Source organism: Sphingomonas sp. M6A6_1c, assembly GCF_053345135.1.
This window is the reverse complement of record NZ_JBKEZO010000007.1, coordinates 96,080-113,418: the sequence shown is the minus strand read 5'-3', so window position 1 is coordinate 113,418 and position 17,339 is coordinate 96,080. Positions and strand designations below refer to the sequence as shown.

Here is a 17,339-nt window from a genome sequence, read left to right as displayed (position 1 = left end):
TCATGGTGACCACCGCCTCGACCACCCAGTCGACGTTCGACGCGACGCTCGACAAGCTCGGCATCAAACGTTCGACGGCCAATACCGCGACGACGACCGCGACCGGCGCCTCGGCGACCCCGGGCACGACCAAGACGACGCTGGACCAGAACGATTTCCTGAAGCTGCTCACCACGCAGCTCAAGAACCAGGACCCGCTCAGCCCGATGGACAACACCCAGATGGTCGCCCAGATGGCGCAATTCTCGTCCGTCGCCGGCATCAGCGAGATGAACAAGACGCTCAGCGGCGTCGCCACCAAGCTCGGCTCGACCACGGCGTCGGACGCGATGAGCTATGTCGGCAAGACGGTGCTCACCGCCGGATCGACCGCTTATCCCCGCGCCAGCGGCAGCCTCGACGGTGCGGTCGAGCTCGACGACGACGCGACGCAGGTCAACGTCTCGATCTCCGACGCCAACGGCGGCACGCTGCGCAATCTGCAGCTGGGCGCGCAGAAGAAGGGCACCGCGACCTTCGACTGGGACGGCAAGGACGGCGCCGGCAACAGCGTCGGTTCCGGCCCGTTCACGATCACCGCCTTCGCCACCGCCGGCGACAAGACGGTCACCAGCCGCACGCTCGTCTGGGCGCCGGTCGAGTCCGTCTCGCTGCCGTCCAGCGGCGCGCCCAAGCTCAAGGTCCTGGGGGTCGGCGACGTCGATCCCTCGGACGTCCGTTCCGCCACCTGACCCTTATCCGCCGACCCAACGCTTCCAAGGAGTAACCCGATGTCCTTCTATACCTCGCTTTCCGGCCTCCAGGCGTCGCAGACCGACATGGCGACGATCAGCCACAATCTCGCCAACGTCTCGACCACCGGCTTCAAGAAGAGCCGCACCCAGTTCGCCGACATCATCGCGTCGAGCACCTCGACCGACCCGCGCAAGATGGTCGGCTCGGGCGTCGTCGTGAAGGGCAACACGCAGCAGTTCAAGGAGGGCAACCTCACCACCACGTCGAACGCGCTCGACCTGGCGATGGTCGGCGAAGGCTTCTTCACGATGCGCTCGACCGGCACCAGCGATTCGACCACCTACACGCGCAACGGCGCCTTCTCGGTCGATTCGAACAACAACGTCGTCGATGCGCAGGGCAGCTACCTGATGGTCTATCCGGTCGACAGTGACGGCAACGTCACCGCCACCGGCGAGAAGGGCCTGACCACGCTGCAGATCCAGCAGACCAGCGGCACCCCCAAGGGGACCAGCAAGGTCGCCACCGCAGTGCAGATGTCGTCGACCTCGACCGTCAAGGGCGGCGGCGCCGGCTACAAGTTCGATCGTACCGACACGACGAGCTACAACAATTCGGTCGCGTCGCGCATCTATGACGCCAACGGCAACCCGATGACGATGACCAGCTATTACGTCCGCACCGCTGCCGGCACCGCCGGTCCGCCGGCGACCACCGGCAGCTGGGACGTCTATACCTTCATCGGCGACCAGGCGATGACCACCGGCACCGGTGCGGCCAAGACCGACAAGGTCACGCTGACCTTCGACGACAAGGGCGCGCTCACCACCGGCACGACGATGCCGCTCAACTTCAACACCTTCACGCCGACCTCGGGCGCCGCGGCGCAGACCGTGTCGCTCGACCTGACCAACTCGACGCAGCTCTCCTCGGCCTTCGCGGTCAACGCCAAGACGCAGGACGGCATCGCGGTCGGCCAGCTCGCCGGCGTGACGGTGACCGACGCCGGCCTGATCCAGGCGAGCTTCTCGAACGGCGACATCAAGCCGCTCGGCAAGGTCGCGCTCGCCAAATTCTCGACGCCGACCGGCCTGCGCCAGATCGGCAGCAGCTATTGGGCGGCGACCGGCGTGTCGGGCGCGGCGACGCTGGGCTCGGCGAGCGCCGACGGCTTCGGCTCGCTGATGAGCGGCACGATCGAAGGCTCGAACGTCGACATCACCGAGGAGCTGGTCAACCTGATCGCGGCACAGCGCAACTTCCAGGCGAACTCGAAGGCGCTCGATACCGCGAACCAGGTCTCGCAGACCATCATCCAGATCCGCAACTAAGCGACGCGGCGCGGAGGCTTTAGATGGACAAATTGGTCTATACGGCGGCGACGGGGCTGCGTGCGCATATGCAGGCGCAGGCGGCGATCGCCAACAATATGGCGAATGCGTCCACCACCGGCTTCCGCGCCGACCGCGTCGTCTTCGACCGGATCGAGCTGAAGGGCGGCGGCGCGCAACTCGAAGCGCGCATGCCGACCAGCGAAGAGGTCACCGACGCCGATCGCGCCCCCGGTGCGATCCAGGCTACGGGGCGCGCGCTCGACGTCGCGATCAGCGGCAATACCGACTGGCTGGCGGTGCAGGCGGGCGACGGCAGCGAGGCCTATACCCGCCGCGGCGATCTCGAGATCGCGCCCTCGGGCGTGCTCCAGACCGGCGACGGCTTCATCGTCCAGGGGCAGGCGGGGCCGATCACCGTGCCGCCGCACGACAGCCTGTCGATCGCCAGCGACGGCACGATCAGCATCGTGCCGCAGGGCGGCGACGCGAAGAACCCGCAGGTGCTCGACCGGCTCAAGCTGGTCGACACCAAGGGGACGACGACGCTGAAGGGGCTCGACAATCTGCTCCGCGTCAAGGGCGGCGGCAATCTGCCCGCCAATCTCGACGCCAAGGTGCAGGGCGGCGCGCTCGAAGGCTCCAACGTCAACATGACGCAGGCGCTGGTCGACATGATCGAGAACCAGCGCAGTTACGAGGTTCAGGCCAACCTCATGAAGTCGGCCAAGGATATGGACGAGAGCAGCACCTCCGTGATGCGCCTCCCGAGTTAAGGAACAGACACGATGTCCTCCTCCGCCATGCACATCGCGCGCACCGGGCTCGACGCCCAGGATACGCGCATGCGGGTCATCTCGAACAACCTCGCCAACGTCAACACGACGGGGTTCAAGAAGGATCGCGCCGCGTTCGAGACGCTCGCCTATCAGACGATCACCGCGCCCGGCGCGGCGTCGACCGCCGAGACAAAATACGCGACCGGCCTCAACCTCGGCACCGGCGTGCGCGTGCAGGGCACGGCGCGGATCGATACGCAGGGCTCGCTGACGCAGACCGGCAACAGCTTCGACATGGCGCTCGACGGCGACGGCTATTTCCAGGTGCAGCTGCCCGGCGGCAACCTCGGCTACACCCGCGCGGGCAATTTCAACCGCAGCCCGGAAGGCCTGCTGGTCACCTCGGAAGGCTATCAGGTGATGCCCGGCATCACCGTGCCGGCCAACGCCACCTCGGTCTCGATCGGCACCGACGGCACCGTCACCGCGCAGGTGCCGGGCCAGAACGAGGGCACCAACATCGGCCAGATCCAGGTCGCGAGCTTCCCCAACGCCACCGGCCTGCAGTCGACCGGCGACAATTACCTCAAGGAGACCGCCTCGTCGGGCGCCGCCAACCTCGGCATCGCCGGGCAGGACGGGCGCGGCAACATCCGTCAGGGCAGCCTCGAAGCGTCGAACGTCAACGTCGTCGAGGAACTCGTCGATATGATCGAAACGCAGCGCGCTTATGAGGTCAATTCGAAGATGATCTCCTCGTCGGATGAAATGCTCAAATACGTGAACCAAAACCTGTGATCCCCTCCGTATCGCATAAGGTCCGTCAGGCCGCCTTCGTCGCCGCGGGGCTGTCCGCGCTCTTCGCGCTCACGCCCGCCACGGCGGATGCCAGCATCCTCGGCAAGAAGAAGCCGGCGGAGGATTTCACCGTCGTTCGTGCGCCCGTCGCGCCGGCGCCGGCGCCCGCCAACGGTTCGATCTTCCAGGCCAGCGACGGTTATGCCGCGCTGTACGAAGGCTGGCGCGCGCGCCGGGTCGGCGATCCGCTGACGATCATCCTCGTCGAGCGCACCGCCGCGTCCAAATCGTCGGGCTCCAAGCTCGATTCGAAGGGGTCGGGCAGCATCAGCCCGCCGACCACCGGGCCGCTCAAGCTGTTCAACTCGACCGACGTTGCCGCGAGCGGCAGCCGCGGCTTCGACGGGTCGGGTCAGGCCGACCAGGCCAATTCGCTGTCGGGCGAGGTCTCGGTGACCGTCGCCGAAGTCTATCCCAACGGCACGATGCTGGTGCAGGGGCAGAAGCGCGTCACGCTCAACCGCGGCGACGAATTCCTCCAGATCAAGGGCATCGTCCGCACCGCCGATATCGGCGCGGACAATCGCATCCTGTCGACCCGCGTCGCCGATGCGCAGATCGCCTATACCGGCAAGGGCGACGTCGCCCGTGCCGGCCGGCAGGGCTGGCTCAGCCGCTTCTTCTCCGTCGTCAGCCCGTTTTGACGGCCGGTTAACCCTATGATGCGCAGATTGTCCGCCATGATCCGTCTTATCCTCGCCGCGCTGATCGCCACCCTTGCGTTCGCTGCGCCCGCTTCCGCCGACCGGATCAAGGATCTCGGCGGTTTCCAGGGCATCCGCTCGAACCAGCTCACCGGTTACGGCGTGGTGGTCGGCTTGCCGGGGACCGGCGACGACAATCTCGAATATACCGTCCAGTCGCTGAAAGCCGTCGCGTCGCGTTTCGGCCTGCAATTGCCGCCGGGCGCCAATCCGGGGATGAAGAACGCCGCGGTGGTGCTGATCACCGCCGAGCTGCCGCCCTTCGCCAAGCCCGGCCAGCGGCTCGACATCACCGTCGCCTCGATGGGCAAGGCCAAGTCGCTGCGCGGCGGCAGCCTGGTGCTGACCCCATTGCTCGGCGCCGACAATCAGATCTATGCGATGGCGCAGGGCAATCTCGCGGTCGGTGGCCTCGGCGCGGAAGGCGCCGATGGTTCGAAGATCGTCGTCAACGTCCCCTCGACCGGCCGCATCCCCGAGGGCGCCACGGTCGAGCGCGCGGTCGCCACCGGGTTCGATTCCTCGCCGATGCTGACCTTCAACCTTGCGCGGTCCGATTTCACCACCGCGCAGAACGTCGCGCAGGCGATCAACGCCAAGTTCGGCTTCGGCACCGCGCAGGCGATCGACGGCGTCTCGGTCGCGGTGCGCGCGCCGCAGGGTGCCGACGTGCGCGCGACGCTGATGTCGACGATCGAGAACCTCGATGCGACCTCCGCCGAGCCGTCTGCAAAAGTAATTGTAAATGCGCGCACCGGAACGGTCGTTATCAATTCTGCGGTCAGGGTGGGTCCTGCCGCGGTGACGCACGGCAAGCTGACCGTGCGCATCGACGAGAACCAGCGGATCAGCCAGCCGGCGCCGTTCAGCCAGGGTCAGACCGCGTTGGAGAAGAAGTCCAACGTGTCGATCGAGGAGGAGAAGAAGCCCATGTTTCTGATCAATCCCGGCCCGAAGCTGGCCGACATCGTCAAGGCGGTGAACGCCATCGGTGCGTCGCCCGCGGATCTCGTCGCGATCCTCGAAGCGCTGAAGGAGGCCGGCAGCCTCAAGGCGGAGCTGATCGTGCTATGACGACGATCGGCACGCCTCCATCCGCCGCGATCGGCGGCACGCCGCCGGTCACCGGCGCCACCGGCGGCATCTCGACCGACACGTCGCGGCTCAAGTCCGCCGACAACCTGAAGAAGGCGGGCGAGAAGTTCGAGGCGGTGTTCACCGGCATGATGCTCAAGAGCATGCGCCAGGCGAAGCTCGCCGATCCGCTGTTCGATTCGAAGGCGATCGATACGTTCAGCGAGATGCAGGATGCGCGCATCTCGCAGTCGATGGCGGAGACGACGCCGCTCGGCATCGGCAAGGCGATGACCGCCTTTCTCGCCAAATCGCAATCCGATCTTAATGCTTCTGTTGCAGATCCGCCGAAATGAGCGACTTGCTGTCGATCGGCGCTTCGGGCGTCCGCGCATATCAGAGCGCATTGGCCACGGTCGGCGATAATATCGCCAACGTGAACTCGCCCGGCTATACCCGCCGTACGGTGAGCATCGCCGAGGTCGCGGGCGGCAGCGGCTCGACCAACCCTTATGGCGCCGGCAACGGCGTCGTCATGACCGGCATAAACCGGTCGTCCAACGTTTATGCCAGCGCGGCGTTGCGCGCTTCGACCAGCGATCTCGCCCGCACCACCGGCGGCGCGGACTGGCTCGACCGTATCCAGGGCGCGCTGACCGGCAATGCGCTGACCTCGCGCGTCACCTCCTTCTTCGCCTCGGCGCAAAGCCTTGCCGCCGAACCCAATTCGACCGCGCTGCGCACCGGCATGATGAGTGCCGCCGCCTCCGCCGGCATCGCCTTCACCGCGACCGGCAAGGCGTTCGACCAGGTCGATGCCGATATCGACAGCGCCGGCAACCAGGCCGCGCAGACGCTCAGTTCGCTGGGCGATTCGCTGACCAAGATCAACGAGAGCCTCAGCCGCGCACAGCTCGGCAGCACCGCCGCCGCGCAGCTGATGGACCAGCGCGACAATGTCCTGTCGCAGATGAGCGGCATCGCCGACATCACCAGCCGGACCGACGCGATCGGCCGCGCGACGGTGAGTTTCGCCGGATCGACCGGCCCCGCCTTCGTCCAGGGCGTCAACAGCGGCATGGTCTCCTACGATCGTGACAGCAACGGCAAGATATCCTTCTCGGTCACCGTCGGTGCGGTCAAGAACCAGATCGGCGCCACCGGCGGGTCGATCGCCGGGATCGTCGACGGTGCCGAGCGCGTCGGGGCGATCCGTCAGGAGCTCGACGCGGTCGCCAAGAGCTTCGTCGGCGCGGTCAACGACAATCAGACGGCGGGGCTCGACCAGACCGGCGCGCAGGGCGTCGCGATGTTCGCCATCGGCGACAAGCCGACCGACGTCAGCATCTCGGCGCAATTCACCGCTGGCAGCCAGATCGCCGCCGGCAAGATCGCCGCGGCGCAGGGCGGCGGGGTGCGCGATTCGTCCAACCTCACCGCGCTGGAGGCGACGCGGGTCAGCAAGGGGTTCGAAACCTCGCTCACCGCGCTCGTCACGGGCAACGCCACCGCCTACAAGCAGAAGAACACGATCGCCGACGCACAAGCGGCGATCCGCGACGGCGCGGCGACCACGCTGTCGGCGGCGACCGGCGTCAACCTCGATGCCGAGGCAGTCGATCTGATGCGCTTCCAGCAGGCCTATGCCGCGTCCGGCCGCGTGATCCAGGTCGCGCGCGAGACGATGCAAACCATCCTCGATATCCGCTAGGGCGCGCCATGCAGATCTCCACCAGCCTCTTCTACGCCAACGCTTCGAGCCGCTTCTCGAAGATGAACGAGCGTGCGTCGGAGTTGCAGACGCAGATCTCGACCGGCAAGAAGATCATCAAGCCGTCGGACGATCCCGCCGCGGCGCAGCAGCTCGCGGAATTCGACCGCAAGGATGCCGATGCCGCGGTGTTCAGCACCAACATCACGCTCGCCGGCTCGCTCCTCGATCAGGCCGATGGCGTGCTTACCCAGATCAGCACCCAGCTCACCCGCGCGACCGAATTGGCGACGCAGGCGGCGAACGGCACGCAGACCGATGCGACGCGCAAGATCATCGCCACCGAGCTGAACTCGATCGTCGGGTCGCTGGTCGGCCTCGCCAATACCAAGAACGTCCGCGGCCAGCCGCTGTTCGGCTCGGCGTCGGGCGGTCTGGCGGTGGTCGACAACAAGGACGGCACGTTCACCTTCCCGCCCGACGTGCAGGTATCGGAAGTGCCGATCGCCGACGGCCAGACCGTGCAGGCGACCGAAAGCGCCAAGCGCATCTTCTCGCTCGCCGGCGGCAACGACAATACGCTGGCGATGCTGAGCAAGCTCGCCACCGCGCTCAATGCCGGCGGCGACGTCTCGACGACGGTGAACAGCTCGCTCGACCAGATCGGGCAGGCGGTCAACCAGGTCGCCGACGTCTCGGCTTCGGTCGGTGCGCGCGGCGCGCGCGTCGATCTGCAACAGCAATTGCTGGTCACCGCGAACACCGATCGCAGCGAATTGCGCGGCAAGCTCGAACAGGTCGACATTACGGACGCGGTCGTCCAGCTCCAGCAGATGATGACCGCGCTGTCCGCCTCGCAGGCGAGCTTCAGCAAGCTGTCGAGCCTCTCGCTCTTCGACTACATCAAGTAGACGGCAAGCGCGGGCTTCATTCCCGGTGGGCGCCGCGATCCGCGGCGTCCTTGCGCCGCTATGCGGCTTTGAAACAGCGCGCCCGGTGTTCGCCGGGATGACGAGGGTTCGGGAAAGCGTCCGGGCCACCAAACAAACTCACCCGGCCGGTAACCACTTATCTAGGAAGTGCGGTTAATCCGGTCGTATCGGATTGCCGGCTGGCCGGCGCAACGGGGGTTTCCCACAGTGTTTCCTGCCATCGGTCTCGTCGTTCTTCTCGGCATGGTGTTCGGCGGCTTCGCCATCACCGGCGGCGCGCTGGGGCCGGTCATGGAGGCGATCCCGCACGAGATGCTGATCATCGGCGGCGCCGCGGCCGGCGCGCTGATCATCGGCAATTCCGGCACCGAGCTGAAGGCGGTGGGCAGCGGCCTCGCCAAGGTGTTCAAGGGGCCGAAGTACAAGAAGCAGGATTATCTCGACGTCATCTTCCTCGTCAGCAAGCTGATGAAGATGCTGCGCATGGACGGTCCGATCGCGCTCGAACCGCATGTCGAGGACCCCAAGTCGTCGGCGGTGTTCAGCGAATATCCGCGGCTGCTCGCCGACCATACGCTGGTCAATCTGATCGCCGATACGCTGCGCCTCGTCGTCGTCTCGTCGGGCACGCTCGACGTCCATGCGGTCGAGGAGGTGATGGATCATTCGATCAAGACGCATCACCACGAGGTCGAAGGGCCGCATACGACGCTCAACAGCCTCGCCGATTCGCTGCCCGCGCTCGGCATCGTCGCCGCGGTGCTCGGCATCGTGAAGACGATGGGCTCGATCGACAAGCCGCCGACGGTGCTCGGCGGGATGATCGGATCGGCGCTGGTCGGCACGTTCATGGGCGTGCTGCTCGCTTATGGCATCGTCTCGCCGCTCGCCGGCCGGCTCAAGCAGGTGCTCGACGCGGATGCCGCGATCTACATGGTGGTCAAGCAGATCATCATCGCCTCGCTCCACGGCCATCCGCAGCCGCTGGTGATCGAGGCGGCGCGGTCGGGCATCGCGCACAAGAACCAGCCCGGCTTCGCCGAGGTCTTCGACGGCCTGCGGGGCAAGTAAGCGATGGCCCGCGCCGCACCGCATGGCAACAACCAGCCGCCCAAGATCATCATCGTCAAGAAGATCATCGAAGGTGGCCACGCCGGTCACCACGGTGGCGCATGGAAGGTCGCTTATGCCGACTTCGTGACCGCGATGATGGCGTTCTTCCTGCTGCTCTGGCTGCTCGGTGCGACGACCGAAAAGCAGCGGAAGGGCATCGCCGACTATTTCGCGCCGACGCTGCTCGACAAGAAGATGACCGGGCTCGGCGGCAACGGCCCGCTGGGCGGCGAATCGATCCTCAGCAACAACAAGCTCGGGCCGCGCGCGGCGTCGGCGCCGATCGCGTCGATCGGCATCCCGATGAGCACGTCGGGCGGGCAGAAGAGCGGCACCGGCGACAAGGGGTCGCTGCGCAACCCGGCCGCGATGCAATTGGACAAGCAGGCGTTCCAGGCGATCAAGAACCAGCTCGAAAAGCAGATCAAGGCCTCGCCGCGCCTCGCCAAAATGGCCGACCATATCCGCTTCGTGCCGACGCAGGACGGGCTGCGCATCGATCTGGTCGACAATGCCGATTATTCGATGTTCGCGCTCGGCACCACCGCGCTCGATTCCAAGGCGTCCGAGCTGATCGGGATGATCGCCGGGACGATCGCGGGGACGCCCAACACGATCATGATCCGCGGCCATACCGACAGCGTGCCTTATGGCGACCCGCGCGCGATGAACAATTGGATGCTCTCCTCCGGCCGGGCCGAGGCGACGCGGCGGCGGCTGGCGCTCGGCGGCATCCCGGAGACGCGGTTCGAGCGGATCGAGGGCGTCGCCGACCGCGAGCCGATCATCACCAGCGATCCCGGCGACCCGCGCAATCGCCGTGTCGCGATCACCTTGCTCTATCGCCAGGGAACGTTCGGGCAGTAACCGGTCCCGGGGCGAAACGGCGCGCGACCGATCGGATCGGTCGCGCGCCACTCGTTCGCCGGACGGCGGTGCGGATCAGGCCTCGACGGCATCCGCTGGCTTGCGGCCACGGCGCGCCGGTGCGGCACCCTCGACGCCATTGTCGGCCTTGCGCGCGCCGGGCTTGCGGCCGAGGCCGATCTTCTTGGCCATCGCGCGGCGGCTTTCCGAATAATTCTCGGCGACCATCGGATAATCGGCCTTCAGGCCATAACGTTCGCGATATTCCGCCGGCGTCATGCCGTGCGTCGCGAGATGACGACGTAAGGTCTTGTACGGCTTGCCGTCGATCATCGAGATGATGTGATCCTTCGATGCGAGCGACTTCCGCGACGAGACCGCGGCGGTATATTCAGTGGCGGGCTGCGCTTCCGGTGCCGCACCGCTGGCGCCAAGCAGTGCCGAGACGGTGTCGTGCATCTTTCCGAGAAAGGCCGGAACCTCATCGGCGGAAGTACGGGTGTTGGGGTTGCCGAGCCAAGCAATCGTCAGCTCGGTTGCTAGTTCCACGGCGTTCAGATCGGTAGTTTCGTCAGTCATAGCTTGCTCCTTTGACCAATGGCAGCCGTACGCCGGGGAAAGCAACCGTCAAGCGGATGATCCGCAGTCATGAGCGTTTTGCACCGTAAAAAGACGCTCACCCTATTCGATTTCCTGCGTCATACTCCAATAACGGCCAAGATTGGCCGGACGGAGGACATGTTGAGGCACGAGCTGAAGTTCACGACGGCGCTGGCGGCGGCCTTGCTGGCGGCGGGATGCGGCAAGTCGCGCGACGATGCCGACGGCTGGGTCGCGCAATCCGATACCGCGGTATGCACCGACCGCAGCGGCAACCGCGTCGCCGACAGCCAGTGCGCGCGCCAGTCGCATGCCGGCGGGGTCAGCCCGTTCCTCTGGTACTTCCTCGCGCGCAACGCGATGATCCCGCCATACGGCGAGCGCGTCGGCGGCGGATCGTATGCGCGGGCGCCGGGCCGGGCGTATCGCTTCGCTCCGGCGACGACGCAGGTGACGCGCGCCGGGGCGATCAGCCGCGGCGGCTTCGGCACCTCGGCACGCAGCTTCGGGAGCGGCCGGTCGTGATCCGCACCACGATGACCCCGCGCGCCGACTGGCAGGCGAAGGTCGAGGCGGACGGGCTGATCTGGCATAGCGCCGACGGCCGGCCCTATTGGGACGAATCGGTCTATTACCGCTTCTCTGCGGCTGAGATCGCCGAGATCGAGGCGGCGACCGCCGAACTCTACCGCCTGTTCCTCGCCGTCGGCGAGGCGATCGTCGCCGACGCCCGCCTGCTCGACCGGTTCGGCATCCCGCGCGCCTTCCACCAGCCGATCCGCGACGCCTGGGAGGCCGAGCCGCCGGCGCTCAACTTCGGCCGCTTCGACCTCGGCTATGACGGCGCGTCGCCGCCCAAGCTGTTCGAATTCAACTGCGACACGCCGACCGCGCTGCTCGAGGCGGCGGTGATCCAGTGGCATTGGAAGGAAGAGTGTTTCCCCGCCGCGGACCAGTTCACCAGCCTGCACGAACGGCTGGTGGCGAAATGGCGCGACCTCGCCGCCTGTCTGCCGCCGCGCGTCCATTTCGCGCATGCCGCCGACGAGGCGGGCGAGGACGGCGTCACCACCGCCTATCTGCGCGACACCGCGGCGGCGGCGGGGATCGAGACGGTGGCGATGCTGGTCGAGACGATCGGCTGGGACGAGGAGCGCCGCTGCTTCGTCGACGACGAGGCCGCGCCGATCGAGGCGCTGTTCAAGCTCTACCCGTGGGAATGGCTGGCGAACGAGGCGTTCGCCGACGTGCTGGTCGAGGATCTGGCGCGCGGCGGGACGCTGTGGATCGAGCCGGTGTGGAAGATGATCTGGAGCAACAAGGGCGTGCTGGCGGTGCTGTGGGAGCTGTTTCCGGGGCATCCCAATCTGCTCGCCGCCGGCTTCGACATCCCCGATGGCGATGCGGTCGCCAAGCCGTTGCTGGCGCGCGAGGGCGCCAACGTCTCGATCCGCCGCGGCGGGCGGATCGTCGCCGAGGCGGCGGGGGACTATGGCGACGAGGGCTATGTCTATCAGGCGATCTATCGCCTGCCCGAACCGGCACCGGGCTGCTTCCCGGTGATCGGCAGCTGGGTGGTCGACGGCGAGCCCGCCGGGATGGGCATCCGCGAGGACGGGCTGATCACCGGCAACACCGCGCGCTTCGTGCCGCATATCGTGGTCGACTGACCCGTTCGTCCCGCGCTTCCCGGAGGTGGATGAGGCCCACCTGCCCATCGACAGGCTCGGGGCGAACGGAGAGGTCATGCCAGCCGCCGCGCGCCGGCGTCGCGGACCGCGGCGAGCGTCGGCCAGCCGTTGACCGCCATCAGCAGATCGGCCTCGGCGAGGATGCAGCGCAGGACGTGCGCGCAGCCCGCCGCGCCGTCGAGCGCCAGACCGTAGCTATAGGGGCGGCCGATGCCGACCGCGGTGGCGCCGAGCGCCAATGCCTTGACCACGTCGGTGCCCGAACGGATGCCCGAATCGAACAGCACCGGGGTGGCGCCCGCCGCGGCGACGACGTCGGGCAGCAGGTCGATCGCGGCGATGCCGCCATTCGCCTGCCGGCCGCCGTGATTCGAGCAATAGATGGCGTCGGCGCCGGCATCGATCGCGCGGCGTGCGTCGTCGGGGTGGCAGATGCCCTTGAGGATCAGCGGCAATTTGGTCAGCGAGCGCAGCCACGGCATGTCCGCCCAGGTGAGGACCTTGCCGAACACCCCCATCCACTGGCGGATCGCGGCGGCGGGGTCCTGTTCGGGTGGCGCGGCGAGCCGCGCGCGGAAGACCGGGTCGCTGAAATAATTGGCGAGCACCGCGCCGCGGAGTTGGGGGAAATTGCCGGTGTTGAGATCGCGCGGACGCCAGCCGGTGACCCAGGTGTCGAGCGTCACGACGATCGCCTTGTAACCCGCCGCTTCGGCGCGGGAGACGAGGCTGGCGGCGAGGTCGGGGTCCTTGGGCGTGTAGAGCTGGAAGAGGCCGGGCGTGTCGCCGCAGTCGCGCGCCACCGTTTCCAGCGGATCGTTGGACAGGGTGGAGGCGACCAGCGGCACGCCCGTGTCCGCCGCGGCGCGTGCGGCGGCGCGGTCGCCGTGGCCGTCCGGCGTGCACAGGCCGGTGACGCCGATCGGCGCCATGAACACCGGGCTGGGGAGGGTGAGGCCGAACAGCCGCACCGACAGGTCGCGCGTCGCGGCATCGACCATCATCCGCGGCGTCATGCCCCAGTGGCGGAATGCCGCGGCGTTGGTCCGCTGGGTGTGTTCGTCGCCGCAGCCGCCCTGGACATAATCGCGCACCGACGGCGGCAGCGCGGCGAGCGCGCGCGCCTCGAGCGTGGCGAAATCGACCGGCACCTTGGGCAACACCCCGGCGAGGCCGGCGCCGTAGATCGCATTCTGATAGTCGCCGTAATGGGGCATGGCTCGCCTCGATGATGCGCCTCGGCGCGGAGAACAGGATTCACGCGAAGCCGCGAAGGCGCGAAGATGTCGCGGGTGCTGCGATGTCCCGCCGTCATCACGATGCAAGAGGCTGCGCCGCTCGGGATCTCTTCGCGTCTTCGCGCGAACCATCGTCACTCCCGGTAAGACGGATCGATCCGGTCGAGCTTGCGGAGCAAGGCGGGCCAGGCGAGGCCGCGGGCGAGCATCGCCATGCCGGGGCCGGTCGATTGCTGCTCCACCTTCTCGGCGACACCCTGGTTGGGATTGTTGAGATTGGCGCGGCCGGCGCTGAGCATCAGGATCTGCGCCTCGCAGGCGCGTTCGAGGAAATACATGCGCAGGAACGCCTCGGCGACGCTGGCGCCGACGGTGAGCGTGCCGTGGTTGCGCAGGATCATCGTGTGCCGCGGCCCCAGGTCGGCGACCAGCCGCTCGCGCTCGTCGAGCTCGGTCGCGATGCCTTCGAAGTCGTGATAGGCGACGTCGTGGCCGGCGATCATCGCGGTCTGCGTGTGCGGCAGCAGCCCCTCCGCCATCGCCGACACCGCCTGGCCGTGCGGCGTGTGGAGATGGAGCACCGCCGCCGCATCCTCGCGACCCGCATGGATCGCCGAATGGATGACGAAGCCGGCGCGATTGACCGGCGCCGGGCTGTCCGACACCGTATTGCCGTCGACGTCGATCTTGACCAGCGACGAGGCGGTGATCTCCTCGAACATCATATTATACGGGTTGATGAGGAAATGATGCTCCGGCCCCGGCACGCGCGCCGAGAGGTGGGTGAAGATCAGATCGTCCCAGCCATAATGAGCGACCAGCCGATAGGCGGCGGCGAGGTCGACGCGCAGCGCCCATTCCTCCGGGCTGACGGATTCGCGAACGCCGGACGCGGCGGGACGCTGGAGCGCGGTGGCCATGGCATTATCCTCTCGATCTCATGTCGTTGCGAGGAGAATGCCATGGATCGCCGCGGCAGGACAGGGGCGGGGGCGGGGGGCAACATGGACAAGTTGGACACCTTAATGGAAACGATCCGCCCCGATCGTTTCACTATTCGTCATATTCGTCCGCGGCCCGCGCAGCGTCGGCGGCGTCGGCGGCGAGGCGCACCGCGAGCGGATGCGGCGGCAGCGTGTCGATCGCGTCGAGCATCCGCGGGAACATGGCGGCGAGTTCGTCGGGCGTCAGCGTCGGATGCGCCGGCGCCGGCGTGTGCGCGATGAGGAAGGTGAGCAGCCGGTCGTTGTGCACCGTGCGCGTGCCGACCTGTTCGCCGCGATACCAGACGGCCACCTCCTGCCCTTCGATCGCGCGCTCCATCGCGATATCGAGCAGCCGCTTGCGCCCCATCTGGATCGCGACGTCCCAGGCGAGCGCGAAGGTCGCGTAAGTGGCGCGTTGGCGCATGGCATAAGCGGTGTTGCGCGCCACGCCGACCGCCTTCGCCGCATGGCTGACGCACCCCGTTTCGGCGAGCGCCCGAATGAAGTCGCGCTGCATCGCCGCCGTCCAGCCATCGGCGCGCGCCTTGCGGGGTTCGAGCAGCGGTGTGAGATCGGGTGTCGCCGCCGCCGGTGCCGCCGGCTTCGTCTCGGCATCCGCCGCAGCCATCGCCGCGGCGGGATGCTCGCCCCGTTCGATCGCGGCGATCCCCGCGAGGACGACCCGATCGGTTCGCGCACGCAACGCCGCTTCGCGCGCGAGGCGGCGATCATTCTCTTCCTTCCTAGACCGTGGGGGTTGCTTGGCCATCGTCGTCCCTTTGCCGCGGATAGAGGGACGGAAGACCTATGCCGGATGCGGGGGTGTAGGACAGTTTGTCTCCGTGGCGATCCAACAGCGGTGCGGCATTGTGCGGGGGTGGGGGCGAATCGGTGCCTTGCGTCCACGGCCTGTTGACGTGGCTGTTTATGTAACTACATTAAGGAGCGGATATGGAGATCAGCTTCGATCCCGAGAAGCGCGCGGCGACTTTGGCCGAGCGAGGACTCGATTTCGCCGATGCCGCTCGCGTGTTCCGCGGGCCGGTGTTCGAGTTCGAGGATCGGCGGTTCACCTATCTGGAGCCGGGGTGGTCGACGATCGGGCTGCTGGATGGGCGGATGGTCGTGGTGATCTGGACCGAGGCCGAAGGCGGCCGTCGAGTCATATCGATGAGAAAGGCCAATGAGCGAGAACAAGTCAAATTCCGTCGCAAGCTCGCTTGATCCGGCCGACGATGCGCCGGAGTGGACGGAGGAAATGTTCGAGATCGCCGAACTGCGCGTGGGTGGCGAGGTCGTTCGCCCGGCGACGGGGTATCTAGGTCCGAACGGCGTCGTGCGCGGCCGTCCGCCGCTGCGCGACCATGCCAAGCGGCAGGTGACGTTGCGGCTCGACCCGGATGTGATCGACCGCTTCCGTGCCGATGGGCCGGGGTGGCAGGGGCGGATGAACGCAGCGCTGCGGAAGGCGGCGGGGCTTTAAGGATAGTGCTGCCGGGCGTGGAGCACCGCGAGGATGTCGATCGCGTTCGCGTCGACGCGGTAGACTAGGATGTAATTGGGGTGGACGATCGCCTCGCGCGTGCCGGCGATGCGGCCGGGACGGTGGATGTGGGGGTGATCGGGCAGCCGGTCGGCGGCGTGCTGGATCAGTGCCTCGAGCCGGTCGGCAGCGGCGATGTTGCGTTCGGCGATGTAATCGAGAATCTCGAGGAAGTCGGTAGTCGCGTCGTCGGTCCAGACGACGGCGAGCGTCATTTCGCGCGGTGCCGATCGATGATCCTGCGCGCCTCGGCCATCACCTGATCGTGCGGGATGCGGGGGGCGGTGGACGCCATCGCCTTTTCGACCTTGGCGCGGAACCAAGCGTCGTAGGCGGCAGCCTCTTCGGTCGATGCGAATTCCGACTCGATGGGGGTGAGGGCCGTCATCAGGGAAATGTAGCGCATCGTGGTGGCCCACAAAAGGGAGGATAAAGCCTGCGGCTCGACCCTGATGTGATCGAGTGGTTCTGTGTGGATGGGCAGGACTGGCAGGGGCGAATGAATACGGCGCTGCGCAAGGCGGCGGGGCTTTCGGTTCGGCTGACGATTCGTTGCCTATTAAGGCGGGTTAAAGAGAAGCCTGCCTCGAAGCACCAAAGTTGTCGAGCCGTGTTAGTCATGATGGCCGGGGCGAGCTGCGTCTTCATGAGAGAAACAGAAAAAGCCTTTAACGATTATTCCGGGTTGACGCGCTGCGCTTTCATGTGAGGTGCGGATTACAGGAAGAGGCGTCTTCGTGTTCCAAAATAGGACATTCTGAGACGTATGACTATCTGTCGCACTTACTGCTTGAGTGTAAGTTATTCACCTCAAACTAGAAAAATGGAGAGGTGAATTAAGAGCGAATCTTATAACATCATTCGTGCCGCCATGCTGGCACGCCGACAGGTCATTTGCTCATACAACGGCTATCATCGAGAAATTTGTGTTCATACGATCGGTATGTCGGGTGGTAAGGAAATGATCCTCGGGTATCAGTTCGCGGGTGAGAACAACAACCCGCCGCAGAGCGACGAGCAACGGTGGCGCTGTATGGAGGTTGCGAAACTGGAAGGCATCACGGTTCGTGATGGACCTTGGCGAACTTCTACCAATCATTCAAAGGCTCAAACCTGCGTCAAAGACGTCGATCTGGAAGTTACTAGCTAATCGTTGAAAGGGTGCGCCGGCTAGCAC

The 17,339-nt window shown here is 66.5% G+C and carries 23 protein-coding genes; 17 read left to right on the top strand and 6 right to left on the bottom strand.

Annotated features, from left to right (window positions below):
* Positions 1 to 2 precede the first annotated feature (2 nt).
* The 11 genes from ACLBWH_RS15895 (at position 3) to ACLBWH_RS15845 (ending at position 10,104) form a co-directional block, all read left to right on the top strand.
* On the top strand, positions 3 to 731 hold the full coding sequence (locus tag ACLBWH_RS15895) for a flagellar hook assembly protein FlgD (RefSeq protein WP_322848609.1): 729 nt from the start codon (positions 3 to 5) through the stop codon (positions 729 to 731).
* Positions 732 to 770: 39 nt separating this feature from the next.
* Positions 771 to 2,066 carry a flagellar hook protein FlgE gene (locus ACLBWH_RS15890; RefSeq protein ID WP_447799820.1) on the top strand — a complete coding sequence of 432 codons (1,296 nt, stop codon included), beginning with the start codon at positions 771 to 773 and terminating at the stop codon, positions 2,064 to 2,066.
* Positions 2,067 to 2,089: 23 nt separating this feature from the next.
* The gene (flgF, locus tag ACLBWH_RS15885; RefSeq protein WP_322848611.1) at positions 2,090 to 2,842 is read left to right on the top strand and encodes a flagellar basal-body rod protein FlgF; all 753 of its coding nucleotides are present in this window, start codon (positions 2,090 to 2,092) and stop codon (positions 2,840 to 2,842) included.
* A 12-nt stretch (positions 2,843 to 2,854) separates the two neighbouring features.
* The gene (gene flgG / locus ACLBWH_RS15880; RefSeq protein ID WP_038663683.1) at positions 2,855 to 3,643 is read left to right on the top strand and encodes a flagellar basal-body rod protein FlgG; all 789 of its coding nucleotides are present in this window, start codon (positions 2,855 to 2,857) and stop codon (positions 3,641 to 3,643) included.
* A 50-nt stretch (positions 3,644 to 3,693) separates the two neighbouring features.
* Positions 3,694 to 4,347: a flagellar basal body L-ring protein FlgH gene (locus ACLBWH_RS15875; protein ID WP_447800087.1), complete on the top strand. Its 654-nt coding sequence runs from the start codon at positions 3,694 to 3,696 to the stop codon at positions 4,345 to 4,347.
* 36 nt (positions 4,348 to 4,383) lie between these two features.
* Positions 4,384 to 5,481 (top strand): flagellar basal body P-ring protein FlgI, encoded by a 1,098-nt coding sequence (locus tag ACLBWH_RS15870; protein WP_322848612.1) that lies wholly within the window; start codon positions 4,384 to 4,386, stop codon positions 5,479 to 5,481.
* On the top strand, positions 5,478 to 5,837 hold the full coding sequence (locus tag ACLBWH_RS15865; protein ID WP_322848613.1) for a rod-binding protein: 360 nt from the start codon (positions 5,478 to 5,480) through the stop codon (positions 5,835 to 5,837). The genes ACLBWH_RS15870 and ACLBWH_RS15865 overlap by 4 nt, the downstream gene beginning before the upstream one ends.
* A complete protein-coding gene (gene flgK / locus ACLBWH_RS15860) occupies positions 5,834 to 7,192 on the top strand; it encodes a flagellar hook-associated protein FlgK (protein ID WP_322848614.1) in 1,359 nt (452 codons plus the stop codon). Before ACLBWH_RS15865 ends, flgK begins: the two co-directional genes overlap by 4 nt.
* 8 nt (positions 7,193 to 7,200) lie before the next feature.
* Positions 7,201 to 8,103 carry a flagellar hook-associated protein FlgL gene (gene flgL, locus ACLBWH_RS15855; RefSeq protein WP_322848615.1) on the top strand — a complete coding sequence of 301 codons (903 nt, stop codon included), beginning with the start codon at positions 7,201 to 7,203 and terminating at the stop codon, positions 8,101 to 8,103.
* 228 nt (positions 8,104 to 8,331) lie between these two features.
* Complete coding sequence (gene motA, locus ACLBWH_RS15850) at positions 8,332 to 9,195, top strand: flagellar motor stator protein MotA (protein ID WP_322848616.1); 864 nt, start codon at positions 8,332 to 8,334, stop codon at positions 9,193 to 9,195.
* 3 nt (positions 9,196 to 9,198) lie between these two features.
* A complete protein-coding gene (locus tag ACLBWH_RS15845) occupies positions 9,199 to 10,104 on the top strand; it encodes a flagellar motor protein MotB (RefSeq protein ID WP_447799819.1) in 906 nt (301 codons plus the stop codon).
* 75 nt (positions 10,105 to 10,179) lie between these two features.
* Here the strand turns inward: ACLBWH_RS15845 and ACLBWH_RS15840 are convergent, their stop codons facing one another.
* Positions 10,180 to 10,683, bottom strand: coding sequence for a MucR family transcriptional regulator (locus ACLBWH_RS15840; protein ID WP_447799818.1), 504 nt, complete (start codon positions 10,681 to 10,683; stop codon positions 10,180 to 10,182).
* 162 nt (positions 10,684 to 10,845) lie between these two features.
* On the opposite strand from ACLBWH_RS15840, the gene ACLBWH_RS15835 reads away from it, so the two are divergent.
* Both ACLBWH_RS15835 and ACLBWH_RS15830 read left to right on the top strand, forming a co-directional pair.
* A complete protein-coding gene (locus ACLBWH_RS15835; protein WP_447799817.1) occupies positions 10,846 to 11,229 on the top strand; it encodes a hypothetical protein in 384 nt (127 codons plus the stop codon).
* Entirely contained in the window at positions 11,226 to 12,374 is a 1,149-nt protein-coding gene (locus ACLBWH_RS15830) for a glutathionylspermidine synthase family protein (RefSeq protein ID WP_447799816.1), read from the top strand. The genes ACLBWH_RS15835 and ACLBWH_RS15830 overlap by 4 nt, the downstream gene beginning before the upstream one ends.
* Positions 12,375 to 12,448: 74 nt before the next feature.
* Here ACLBWH_RS15830 and ACLBWH_RS15825 read toward each other — a convergent pair whose 3' ends face one another.
* The 3 genes from ACLBWH_RS15825 to ACLBWH_RS15815 all read right to left on the bottom strand — a co-directional run bounded on the left by ACLBWH_RS15825 (position 12,449) and on the right by ACLBWH_RS15815 (position 15,388).
* Positions 12,449 to 13,612, bottom strand: a complete 1,164-nt coding sequence (locus ACLBWH_RS15825) for an alpha-hydroxy-acid oxidizing protein (RefSeq protein WP_447799815.1) — start codon at positions 13,610 to 13,612, stop codon at positions 12,449 to 12,451.
* A 155-nt stretch (positions 13,613 to 13,767) separates the two neighbouring features.
* The gene (locus ACLBWH_RS15820) at positions 13,768 to 14,553 is read right to left on the bottom strand and encodes a class II aldolase/adducin family protein (RefSeq protein WP_447799814.1); all 786 of its coding nucleotides are present in this window, start codon (positions 14,551 to 14,553) and stop codon (positions 13,768 to 13,770) included.
* 133 nt (positions 14,554 to 14,686) lie between these two features.
* On the bottom strand, positions 14,687 to 15,388 hold the full coding sequence (locus tag ACLBWH_RS15815) for a hypothetical protein (RefSeq protein WP_447799813.1): 702 nt from the start codon (positions 15,386 to 15,388) through the stop codon (positions 14,687 to 14,689).
* A gap of 182 nt (positions 15,389 to 15,570) precedes the next feature.
* Between ACLBWH_RS15815 and ACLBWH_RS15810 the strand changes: the two genes are divergently transcribed.
* Positions 15,571 to 15,843 (top strand): BrnT family toxin, encoded by a 273-nt coding sequence (locus ACLBWH_RS15810; protein ID WP_447799812.1) that lies wholly within the window; start codon positions 15,571 to 15,573, stop codon positions 15,841 to 15,843.
* Complete coding sequence (locus ACLBWH_RS15805; protein WP_447799811.1) at positions 15,803 to 16,102, top strand: BrnA antitoxin family protein; 300 nt, start codon at positions 15,803 to 15,805, stop codon at positions 16,100 to 16,102. The genes ACLBWH_RS15810 and ACLBWH_RS15805 overlap by 41 nt, the downstream gene beginning before the upstream one ends.
* On the opposite strand, the gene ACLBWH_RS15800 is transcribed toward ACLBWH_RS15805, so the two are convergent.
* A complete protein-coding gene (locus tag ACLBWH_RS15800) occupies positions 16,099 to 16,377 on the bottom strand; it encodes a type II toxin-antitoxin system RelE/ParE family toxin (RefSeq protein ID WP_447799810.1) in 279 nt (92 codons plus the stop codon). The genes ACLBWH_RS15805 and ACLBWH_RS15800 overlap by 4 nt on opposite strands.
* Positions 16,374 to 16,550 carry a type II toxin-antitoxin system RelB family antitoxin gene (relB, locus tag ACLBWH_RS15795; protein ID WP_447799809.1) on the bottom strand — a complete coding sequence of 59 codons (177 nt, stop codon included), beginning with the start codon at positions 16,548 to 16,550 and terminating at the stop codon, positions 16,374 to 16,376. The genes ACLBWH_RS15800 and relB overlap by 4 nt, the downstream gene beginning before the upstream one ends.
* A gap of 48 nt (positions 16,551 to 16,598) precedes the next feature.
* Here relB and ACLBWH_RS15790 point away from each other — a divergent pair, with 48 nt between their 5' ends.
* Positions 16,599 to 16,871, top strand: coding sequence for a BrnA antitoxin family protein (locus tag ACLBWH_RS15790; protein ID WP_447800086.1), 273 nt, complete (start codon positions 16,599 to 16,601; stop codon positions 16,869 to 16,871).
* Positions 16,872 to 17,033: 162 nt separating this feature from the next.
* On the top strand, positions 17,034 to 17,312 hold the full coding sequence (locus tag ACLBWH_RS15785; protein WP_447799808.1) for a hypothetical protein: 279 nt from the start codon (positions 17,034 to 17,036) through the stop codon (positions 17,310 to 17,312).
* Positions 17,313 to 17,339: the final 27 nt, after the last annotated feature.